The sequence below is a fragment of the Salinivibrio sp. PR932 genome (assembly GCF_001996125.1).
Taxonomy (GTDB): Bacteria; Pseudomonadota; Gammaproteobacteria; order Enterobacterales; family Vibrionaceae; genus Salinivibrio; species Salinivibrio proteolyticus.
In genome coordinates, this window is sequence record NZ_MUFM01000053.1 from 1 (window position 1) to 10604 (window position 10604).

General features: G+C 44.0%; 8 protein-coding genes and 1 pseudogene. 8 read left to right on the forward strand and 1 reads right to left on the reverse strand.

Going from position 1 to position 10604, the window contains the following annotated elements; translation table 11 throughout:
- The 4 genes and pseudogenes from BZG84_RS15630 to BZG84_RS15645 form a co-directional block, all read left to right on the forward strand.
- Positions 1–959 (forward strand): annotated as a pseudogene (locus BZG84_RS15630) (class I SAM-dependent DNA methyltransferase); the annotation flags it as partial.
- Positions 959–3724: a BREX-1 system phosphatase PglZ type A gene (pglZ, locus tag BZG84_RS15635; protein ID WP_077678453.1), complete on the forward strand. Its 2766-nt coding sequence runs from the start codon at positions 959–961 to the stop codon at positions 3722–3724. The pseudogene BZG84_RS15630 and the gene pglZ, both read left to right, overlap by 1 nt.
- Positions 3725–3785: 61 nt before the next feature.
- Positions 3786–5831 (forward strand): protease Lon-related BREX system protein BrxL, encoded by a 2046-nt coding sequence (gene brxL / locus BZG84_RS15640; RefSeq protein ID WP_198536749.1) that lies wholly within the window; start codon positions 3786–3788, stop codon positions 5829–5831.
- Between the two features lie 151 nt (positions 5832–5982).
- Positions 5983–6381 carry a hypothetical protein gene (locus tag BZG84_RS15645; RefSeq protein WP_077678455.1) on the forward strand — a complete coding sequence of 133 codons (399 nt, stop codon included), beginning with the start codon at positions 5983–5985 and terminating at the stop codon, positions 6379–6381.
- 159 nt (positions 6382–6540) lie between these two features.
- Here the strand turns inward: BZG84_RS15645 and BZG84_RS15650 are convergent, their stop codons facing one another.
- Positions 6541–6690 carry a hypothetical protein gene (locus tag BZG84_RS15650; RefSeq protein WP_077678456.1) on the reverse strand — a complete coding sequence of 50 codons (150 nt, stop codon included), beginning with the start codon at positions 6688–6690 and terminating at the stop codon, positions 6541–6543.
- 76 nt (positions 6691–6766) lie between these two features.
- Between BZG84_RS15650 and BZG84_RS15655 the strand changes: the two genes are divergently transcribed.
- The 4 genes from BZG84_RS15655 to BZG84_RS15670 form a co-directional block, all read left to right on the forward strand.
- On the forward strand, positions 6767–7135 hold the full coding sequence (locus BZG84_RS15655) for an elongation factor Ts (protein WP_077678457.1): 369 nt from the start codon (positions 6767–6769) through the stop codon (positions 7133–7135).
- Positions 7136–7178: 43 nt separating this feature from the next.
- A complete protein-coding gene (locus BZG84_RS15660; protein ID WP_158011509.1) occupies positions 7179–8285 on the forward strand; it encodes a PDDEXK-like family protein in 1107 nt (368 codons plus the stop codon).
- Positions 8286–8296: 11 nt separating this feature from the next.
- The gene (locus tag BZG84_RS15665; RefSeq protein ID WP_077678459.1) at positions 8297–9409 is read left to right on the forward strand and encodes an endonuclease NucS domain-containing protein; all 1113 of its coding nucleotides are present in this window, start codon (positions 8297–8299) and stop codon (positions 9407–9409) included.
- 53 nt (positions 9410–9462) lie between these two features.
- Positions 9463–10604: HIRAN domain-containing protein (locus tag BZG84_RS15670; RefSeq protein WP_077678460.1), on the forward strand; the 1142-nt coding region annotated here is incomplete at its 3' end.

The following is a 10604-nucleotide window of genomic DNA, read 5'->3' on the forward strand; positions in this document are numbered from 1 at the left end:
CTACTGAAGTTGTACAGGAGTTAGAGCAGGAAAATAACCAAATTTTCTCTAAGGCATATGGTGTTGAAGATGAAGTGGATAGTACGGTCCCTTATAATGAAATATCAATTAACTGTAATCCATTTTTTCGATATGGGACATCACTTACAGACAATGAGAGAAATTTAAGGCTTCAAAGTGATACGATAACAGAATTGGTTTCTTATGCTGTTGGTTGTTTCATGGGGCGCTACTCTCTTGATAGCGATGGTTTGACCTATGCGAGCTCAGGAAATGATGGGTTCGATATTATTGTCGCAGAAGGAGCTTACAAAACCTTCCCAGCTGATGAAGATGGTATCATTCCATTAACCGATCAAGAATGGTTCAAAGACGATGCAACCAATCGTTTCCGTGAGTTTGTTCAAGTCGTTTGGGGTGATGAGCATCTGCAAGAAAACTTGGATTTCGTCGCCGAATCACTATGTCTAAACGCCATTAAACCGAAAAAATCTGAATCAGCGCTTGAGACGATTCGCCGTTATTTATCGACTCAGTTCTATAAAGACCACTTGAAGACTTACAAAAAACGCCCTATTTATTGGCTGTTTAGCTCAGGCAAACAGAAGGCTTTTGAGTGCCTGGTTTACCTGCACCGTTACAATGAGGGAACGCTTTCTCGTATGCGTACCGAGTATGTCACCCCGCTACTCGGCAAATACGATGCGTATGCAGAGCAGCTTGAAAAGCAAATTGAAACTGCAGACTCGACCAGTGACGCGAACCGTTTCAAGAAAGAGTTGGATGCGTTAATCAAGAAACAGGTCGAGCTACGAGAGTTTGATGACAAGCTAAAACACTACGCCGATATGCGTATTTCACTGGATCTCGATGATGGCGTGAAAGTGAATTACGGCAAGTTTGGTGATCTGTTGGCTGAGGTTAAAGCCGTTACCGGTAAAAAGCCGGAGGTGAACTAATGCAGATCAGTGAACTGGCGCAAGGCGTCGCTGCCAAACTCGAACAAAGCCGCATTGTGTTTTGGTACGACCCAGAGCAAAGCTTTACTGAAGAGCTCGAGCATTTAGCTAACGCTCTATCTATTGCAAAAAAAGAAGGGCTTGCAAAAGAATCAGGTGATAAAGCGGCAGATATAACTGCTAGGGTACTGCCAAATGATTTGACCATCCTCAATATGGGCAATGAGTCGGTATTGGCAGTGAAAAAGCGCATTGAAGTGGATGAGCGTGAAGCTAAATTCCTTATCTATTTCCCTAGCGCTGAGCCAGAGCCTGATCGTGATTGGTTGCTAGACGTGCGTTTGTATAGCGAGCAGTTTTTTGCTGATCACAGCTCAATGCTGCTTAATGAGCTGGGTATTCCGAAAATGGCGCTTCGCACGCACATTCGTAAGCGCCAGAGCTTTTTTGCCAATAAACAGCGCATAGCCGGTTTAAAAAAGTGGGTGACGGAGAACGAAGACGAACTGTCGTTAGACAGGAAGATGATGGCAGTGGTTGTAAAAGCTGATTCTGCGTCTTTGTCGGACATTTTGCTTGGATTACTGCGCGCTTATTCTACGGCGCTAAACGCGCCCGCCACAGGTGCTGACGGCTTATATGAAGATGAAAGCCTTGGCCAGCCCGATGCCTTTAAACAAGTGTGGAGCCAGCTAAGTAAGTATGATCTTGAGACGTCACTCTGGACATATTTGAGTGAGGGTTTTGGCTATACAGTCGAAGAGCCAACCTTCTCAGACTTCGTGTTGAAATTGTTCTGTACTGAATTCTGGAGCCAAATTGAAGGCGTTGAACGCGATTGGTTGCTTAACAATGTTCTAAAAAGCGCATCAGGCCGGGCGACAGCTTTGGCGTTTATGGTGAGCTGGCGCGACAGCCGCTCTTTCGCCGCTTACTACGAAAGCATCTCTAAGGTACTTAGCCAACAGCTGGAAATTGCGACTCGTGCTGGTCAGTATCATCCGGTTGAGCTTATCGAATGCGAAACGTTCGAAGCTGTGGAGCAGGCCATAATTCGTGGTTTAGTTCGTGATTTGCTCGATAGCAGTAAAGCGTTAGAACGGGTTCAGTTTGAGACGATCGTATCACGACGTCTTGCTAGCCACTGGACACACCCTAATTCAAACAACGGTAAAGAATACTTCGCAATCTACGAAGCTATCCGTAACGCAGAAGCGTTAATGCATTTGCGAAATCGCTATGTAGACGGGTTTCATTTTGATAATGCGAAGGCAATGTATGACGCCTATACCACGGACATTTACCGTTTTGATCAGGCTTACCGTTTATTCAATGAGCATGTGCACTCTGTATTGAGTAAAGGTGCAGACATACTGCGTCAGCTCGACGACGAGGTCGAAAGCATTTACACCAACTGGTACTTATATGAGCTTGGCCTTGCCTGGGATCGTCACTTGGCCCAAGAGAAATTACTTGAAGAATGGCAACTACCTGACGTCCCGAATCAGTTTGATTTTTACAAAAATGAAGTAGCGTCTCGATTGAGTCTGAAACAGACAAAACGAGTATTTATCATTATCTCTGATGCGCTGCGTTTTGAAATTGCGAATGAGCTTGGCGCTATCATTAACAACGAGAAGCGATTTAAAGCTGAGGTGTCTACTCAGTTGGGCGTTTTGCCAAGTTATACCCAACTTGGGATGGCAGCGTTATTGCCTCACCAAGCTCTCAGTTATCAGCCGCTTTCCACCACTGGCGCAAGCGGAAGCACGGCTGTTTATGTCGATGGTATCTCGTCACAAGGTTTAGACAACCGAAACGCTATCTTACAAAAAGTGGGTGGTATGGCGGTGAGTTCTAAGGAACTAATGAGCTGGAGCAATCAGGAAGGCCGAGACAAGGTTCGAGATGCAGAAGTGGTTTATATTTATCATGACACGATTGATGCAATTGGTGATAAGGCTGCGACTGAAGAGAAGACCTTTGAAGCGTGTCGCAATGCTATTAAAGAGCTCAAAGATCTTGCAGGTAGAGTCATCAATAGACTTAATGGAAGCCGTGTTGTGATCACCGCTGATCATGGTTTCCTATTCCAACAAAAAGCGCTCTTGGCCGCAGAAAAGACTCAACTGACAAGTAAACCCACTGGTGTGTTGGAAGCAAAGAAAAGGTATATCGTGGGCCAAGGATTGCCTAATGATGAGAATTATTGGAAAGGTTCCATTTCAAACACAGCTAATGGAACGAAAGAGCCTGATGGCGATTATAATTTCATGATTCCCAAAGGCAATCAGCGGTTTCACTTTGTGGGTGGGGCGAGGTTCGTACATGGTGGAGCCATGCTACAGGAAGTCTGTGTTCCAGTTCTCCATGTTCGCGAATTGCAAAAAGCGCAAGCGGCAAAACACGAGAAACAACCGGTTGGTGTGGTTGCAGCGACACAACCAATTAAGTTGGTCAACAATATCGATAAAGTCAGGTTTATTCAGACAGACCCAATAGGCGAACGTTTTATCCCACGGTTACTGGATGTTTATATTGTCGATGCGAAAGGTAATGCAGTATCTAGTCGTGAAACGATCAACTTTGATAGCGCGAGTAAAGTAATGGATGAGCGTACTCGCGAAGCCAGGCTAAAGCTTATCGGCTCTCAGTTTGATAGGAACGCTCAATACACATTAGTACTAGAAAATGCGGAAACGAGAACGCGTTACAGCCAATACGCGGTAACCATTGATTTGGCATTCCAAGATGATTTTTTCTAAGGCTCAGGGGTGAAATATGACAGCTGATTTTTCACAAAATCACAACAGCGAAAAGAGTCAGATGCCAGCATCCCAAACAACAGGGGCTGACTTAGACGCATTGCTCAATCACCACTTCAAGGGGCGAGTTGTTCGTAAAGACCTGACCAAACAACTAAAAGAGGGAGCAAATGTCCCTGTCTACGTGCTTGAGTATTTGCTGGGTATGTATTGCGCGTCTGACGATGACGAAGTGGTTATGCAAGGCCTAGAAAATGTAAAAAAAATCTTGGCTGAGAACTATGTACGGCCTGATGAAGCGGAGAAAGTGAAGTCACTGATCCGTGAACGCGGTACGTTTAAAATCATCGATAAAGTCACCGTTAAGCTCAATCAGAAAAAAGACGTCTATGAGGCTGCGTTATCGAACCTAGGGATCAAGGATGCCCTTGTACCGACCAAAATTGTACAAGACAACGAAAAGCTATTAACTGGCGGTATCTGGTGCATTATTACCGTGCAGTATTTCTTTGAGGAAGGCCAGAAAACCTCACCTTTCTCTATTATGAGTTTAAAACCTATCCAAATGCCGTCCATGAACATGGGTGAGATATTTTCAACCAGAGCGTATTTTAATACTGAGCAGTGGATGGATGTATTACTTCGGTCCGTTGGTATGGAGCCAACCAACTTAGAGCATCGGGTGAAATGGCATCTTATCACTCGCATGATTCCATTCGTTGAAAATAACTACAACGTTTGTGAGCTCGGACCAAGAGGGACAGGTAAAAGCCATATATACAAGGAGTGTTCACCTAACTCTTTGCTCGTCTCGGGCGGACAGACAACTGTAGCTAATTTGTTCTATAACATGAGTTCTCGCCAGGTTGGCTTGGTTGGCATGTGGGATGTTGTCGCATTTGATGAAGTAGCCGGTATTAACTTTAAAGACAAAGATGGCGTTCAAATAATGAAAGATTATATGGCGTCAGGGTCTTTTTCTCGTGGTCGTGATTCTATTGAAGCGAAAGCTTCCATGGTATTTGTTGGTAATATCAATCAAAGTGTTGAAACGCTAGTCAAGACTAGTCACCTGTTGGCACCTTTTCCTGATGATATGATTGATACGGCATTTTTTGACCGTTTCCATTCTTATATTCCTGGATGGGAAATACCAAAAATGCGGCCTGAATTTTTCACTAACAGCTACGGGTTAATCACTGACTATCTTGCGGAATACATGCGTGAAATGCGTAAACACAGCTTCGCAGACGCTATCGATAAGTTCTTCAAACTCGGTAATAACCTTAATCAGCGTGATGTAATTGCTGTGCGAAGAACCGTCTCAGGCTTGCTAAAGCTATTACACCCCGACGCACAGTACACAAAAGATGATGTGAGAGACTGCCTGACCTATGCGCTGGAAACTCGGCGCCGCGTTAAAGAGCAATTGAAAAAGCTTGGCGGTATGGAGTTTTTTGATGTGCATTTTAGCTACATTGATAATGAGTCGTTAGAAGAGTTCTTTGTCAATGTACCGGAACAAGGTGGCAGCAAGCTGATTCCCGAAGGTTTACCTCGCGCCGGAGTTGTGCATTTGGTTGCCCAAGGAAGCTCAGGACAACTCGGCTTATACCGTTACGAAACTCAGATGATGGCAGGCTCTGGTAAGCATTCCGTCTCGGGTCTTGGTTCGAATACCGCAGCAAAAGAAGCTGTGCGTGTTGGCTTTGATTATTTCAAAGGTAACCTGAATAGAATCAGTGCGTCGGCGAAGTTTTCTGAGCATGAGTATCACCTCCATGTTGTTGAGCTCCACAATACGGGGCCAAGTACAAAGTCATCGCTCGCTGCATTGATTGCTTTCTGTTCAATACTGATGAACCGACCGATTCAAGAGCAAATGATAGTTCTAGGTGAGATGACACTGGGTGGTGTCGTCAATCCTGTACAGGATCTTCCGGGCAGTCTCCAATTGGCGATGGATAGTGGCGCAAAGCGTGTTTTGTTACCGATGGCTTCCGCCTCTGATATTCCCACCGTTCCTGCTGAATTGTTCTCAAAATTCCAGATTAGTTTCTATGCAGATCCGGTCGATGCGGTGTTTAAGGCTCTTGGTGTGAGTTAACGATACTATTTTGAGCGGCAGTGAAGCGCACTGGTGCGAGGGCGCGAGAAAAGAGTCGCATAAACATAACCCGGATCTTGGCTTGCTGTTAAACACTATTAGACTCCGGCGATTATCAATCAACACAACAACATGAGGTGAACTAGCTTTCATGAATATTGAATGCCCTCATTGCAACACCGACAATGAGATCGAGCTTACGGAAAACATCCAATGCAATAAATGTGAGAAGAGCTTTACCGATCTCAAACTGAGCAAGCGCCAACTTATGTCTGCTGGCACTGCATTACTTCTTGGTGCCTTTGGTGGATATAAGGCTGATGCCGCTTTTGAAGAAGACCGGTATCCGTTAGCTGTTGAGTATGCCATCGTCGATACGTGCGCTAATTCGTCAAAGAATATGATCTCAGTAAGTCGGTACGAGACTAAACGAGATGTCTGTCTCTGTGCGCTGCAAAAAACCGAGCAGTCCGTACCGTATTCGGATTACAAATCAGATAAAACCTTGTTTTTGAACCACTTTAAATCAAACGCCAGAAATTGCTCGTAGAGATAAAAAGAGGCAGCGTTTGCTGCCTCTCATTCGTTTTAACGCTTCGGCGTATTGCCGCGGCCTTTGCCTGATGGCTTGCCAGTCGTGCTAGGGTAATTAGGGTTGCCCTTCGCAGGGGGTTTTGGAGCCGAATTTGGTTTGTTCATTACTTACCCCTTACTTGTTTGGTTTCTGATTGCGAGCGGCTGCGCGTTGTGCGCGGGCGGCGAATGAATCTTTGGCAACCTGGCCACCATTTTGTTTGGCTTGCGCTGCTTGCACGCGCGCAGCAGCTTCGGGGGTCATTGGTACGTTATGTTTGGACATAATGTTTTCCTTTTCGTTTATGAACTGTAGGGTCTCCGCTGAGACGAGAGAACAATAACGCACTGGGTAGGGACAAATGGGGACAAGCCAAAAGCAAAAACAAATTCGGTATATTCTGGAAGCGTTAGGTTGGAGCCAGAAACAGCTTGCAGATGTGTTGTTCGAGGAGCTTTACGTTGATGAACATGAGGATATTTGTGACTCTCCTGACGCTGTTGATAAGTTTCGTCAGCTACTCAAAAAGCAGTTGCAGCGGGAGTCGACGCCAGAAAACCGGTTGGAGCAGTATATAGAAATACTATCGGAGCATCCCGAGTTTAAAAAACTGAAACTCGATATGATTTTTCCTAAATACGTTGACCACCAATGCTTAAGCGATGATCTACACGCCGAGCTGGTGGCATTCTCAAAGCGTTTAGACGACGAAGAGTACATAGGCAGTTGAGCCGTCGGGTAAAAAAATGAACGGAAACCAACATAGGTTGAGTATGGAAACAGCCCCTTATGATCGCGTTAAAGCTTTATTGAAAGAGATAAAAGCGCTGCCTGCGCTCTATGAGAGCGAGAAAACAATCTTTGATGTTGGCAGTCGAGGATATTACGAGAATCCTACAACAGACCTACTCGCTTTTTTCTTAGATACGAGCGAAGTGCATGGCTTCGGCTCGTTGGTCTTAAAAGCATTGTTTAGCTGCTCGGAAACATGCAGTGGGCTAGATACAACACTGGTTCGAAGTCCAAAACGGGAAGTGGTGACAGCGTCAGGAAAGCGCATTGACTTAGTGCTGCAGAGCCAAAATTGGGTGATGGTCATAGAAAATAAGATTTTTCACCAGCAGAATAACCCGTTTGATGAGTATGAACGGTTCGTCAAGGACAACAAAAACGACCCCCGCATTGGCGACAAAAAGCCGCTGTATGTTGTTCTATCGCCAACCGGTGAGGTAGCAAGACCGAACTGGATTGGTATTAGCTACCGCACCTTCACGTCAGCCATCAAAGCAAAACTCGCTGATCACTTCCTGCAACATCCATTGAATAAATGGTCGATTTTTCTGCGAGAATTCGTTTTACATTTGGAGAACGTGATGGATCAACCCACTCTTGATCACGAAAGTGTCCGCTTTGTAGTGAATCACCTAGCTGACTTTAAAGCGGCAGAAACGCTGCAAGAAAAAGCAATTAAGTCGCTGCAGAGTGCTTTACTGCACGATCTGCAAAACGCGGTAAAACCAGAGCTGAAACCCACCCTTGATAACTGGCATGGATACCCGGCTATTCGCTTCGCCGGTGTTAATTGGGTGGTTCAATCGGATATCGTGCTTTATCTTGATGGGCGTGAAAAAAAGCCATTTGTGATCAATTTCTACTCTGCACAGATTACAAATAACGAGCGACGTAACATCGCAGATGCGCATTTTTGCAAAGAAGACACCGAGCAGCCGTGGAATGAAGAAAACAACACTTATCGCTGCTACCAGGTCCGTATCGGCAAATTTGATTACGCGTTCATCAAAGAAAAGCTGATAGAGAAAATTGCTTTGATAGATGAATTTGAGACGCAGATTCGCCCGCAGAAAATTAATAAGATTTAAGGAAAATATAAATGACTATTGAGCAGGGGATATGGAAGCTTGGCGACAAACCGGAGAAGCTAAAGCCTCAAGGGCTTGCGGATGAAGGGATGTTGGAAGATCAAATAATGAAAGATATATCAATTCTTAGCCAAGACTGGTTGCTTATTGGTCGACAGGTGCGAACAGACTTTGATAAGTATATCGATCTTTTAGCAATTGACGCCAATGGCACGGTTATCGTCATCGAACTCAAGCGTGATAAGACATCTCGAGATGTTGTTGCTCAAGCGATTGATTATGCGTCTTGGGTTGTTACCTTGGCTGATTATCAGTTGATCGAGATCTACCAGCGTTTTGCTAAAAGTTACCAGAGGCCGCATGCTTCTCTCGAAGAAGCATTTGAAGATAAATTTGGTATCACATTGGACAGTGTCAGTTTGAATGAGAACCATGAATTGGTGATTGTGGCAACTCAGTTAGATACGAGTAGTGAGCGCATCATTAACTATTTAAATGAACATGCGCAGCTGTCGATCAACGCAATGTTTTTTGCTGCGTTCGAAGATCTAGGTAATCAATATCTAAGCCGAGCTTGGATGATTGATCCAGATAAAACTCCTCAGACGAGTGTGAAAAAAGCGCGAAAGGAACCATGGAATGGAGAGTTCTATGCCTCGTTTGGCGATAATCGACCTTGGGAACTAGCTCGTCGCTATGGTTTTATAGCGGGTGGCGGTGCTGCTTGGTATTCTAAAACCCTCGCTATGCTTTCCGAGGGAGATAGAGTTTGGGTGAATATACCGAAGACAGGTTATGTGGGAGTTGCGGAAGTTACTGGTGAGCGCTGCCGCAGTGATGCTTTCTTGGTAAGGACGGACCATGGAGACCGGCGACTAGTAGATATTACGTCTGTTAGTGAGTATCCACAGATTCATAGAGAAATCGGCGATGACGAAGAATCGGCCGAATATCTTGTGCCAGTTCGCTGGATTGTCTCTTTTCCTACGTCTCAAGCATGGAGTGAGGTTGGTTTGTTCGGTAATCAGAATACAGTTTGCAAACCGACAACACCAAAGTGGCAGCACACTGTGACACGTTTAATGCAAAAGTGGCACTTAGATACTCCTGAATTAAATTATTAGTTTTTTTAGTTGAGCACAGTGAAAATTAAGCTTGTTAATCTGAGAGTTTCATTATGAATCATTATATAAATGAAATTATTAGAGTGAATGGTACCCAATATAGAGGCCTTGATAGTCAGTTTTATAAAAATTGTTCCGTTGGTGATTCGGTTATATTGAAAAGAGAACCTAATAATCCATATGATAAAAATGCTATTGCAGTCATTGTAAATGGGTCGCATATTGGCTATATACCGAAAAAAGAAGCAGCGGCTCGACTAACACCTATATTAGATGCTGGTCGGAAGTATCTCGCAGAATTATCGAAAATATCCCCAAGAAAAAAACAGGATATATTTCGGATTCAGTTGTCCACATATACAAAACCTGCTCAACAGTCCAAGCCGCGACATTCACCTCGTCAGCTAACACGTCAAAAGAAGCCTGCATTTTATTCTCAAGATCATTATGCTGCTATCCAAAACGCAAAGTCATTATGTGGCATATATCGCATTCGCTGTAAAAATAGTAAGACTTATATCGGGCAGTCAACAAATATAGGTGTTAGATGGCAGGCTCATATTCATGCATTAAGTAAAGGATTCCATAGTAATGCCGCTTTGGTTGATGATTGGGCCAAATTAGGACCTAGACAGTTTAGGTTTGAGATCTTAGAAGAATGTCCAGCAGAACAGTTGGATGATCTGGAAATATACTATATCCAGAAGGAGAACTCTTTTTACGCTGGTTACAACGCAACTATTGATGGACAAAGTCGAATAGATTACGAAAAATTCAAAAATGAGCCTGGTTGGGTTACAAGTAATGGGGGAGAAATAAAAAATGTTGAAATGGTTAGGGATAAGACAGTAAAACGACGAGAAAGTGTAACAACATTTAGTGAAAGTGACTCTTCATTATTGCGCAAGGAAAGTGTTAAAAAAACCAATAACCTTAGAACAAAAGAATATATGAATGAGCTAAATAGGCTCGATCCAAATGCTGAGGTTATTTTAAAGTCAGCTGATTTTATTGAATGGCTCAACACGACCCCGAGTGATGTTCTACGCAAGAAGAGTCGAACACTCAACCCATCTGATGGCTTGTTTGTTTTACAGGCTTATTACAGGAACTTATGTCGCCAAAGTACTGCAGAGAATAGCGATCCGCCAGAAAGATCAATTGTAAAAAAATTAAAGAATATTATACCATTGAT

Bases quoted from the DNA above. Each gene is read 5' to 3' on its own strand.
- pglZ (WP_077678453.1), top strand. From the start codon at position 959: ATGCAGATCAGTGAACTGGCGCAAGGCGTCGCTGCCAAACTCGAACAA.
- brxL (WP_198536749.1), top strand. From the start codon at position 3,786: ATGCCAGCATCCCAAACAACAGGGGCTGACTTAGACGCATTGCTCAAT.
- BZG84_RS15645 (WP_077678455.1), top strand. From the start codon at position 5,983: ATGAATATTGAATGCCCTCATTGCAACACCGACAATGAGATCGAGCTT.
- BZG84_RS15650 (WP_077678456.1), bottom strand. From the start codon at position 6,690: ATGTCCAAACATAACGTACCAATGACCCCCGAAGCTGCTGCGCGCGTG.
- BZG84_RS15655 (WP_077678457.1), top strand. From the start codon at position 6,767: ATGGGGACAAGCCAAAAGCAAAAACAAATTCGGTATATTCTGGAAGCG.
- BZG84_RS15660 (WP_158011509.1), top strand. From the start codon at position 7,179: ATGGAAACAGCCCCTTATGATCGCGTTAAAGCTTTATTGAAAGAGATA.
- BZG84_RS15665 (WP_077678459.1), top strand. From the start codon at position 8,297: ATGACTATTGAGCAGGGGATATGGAAGCTTGGCGACAAACCGGAGAAG.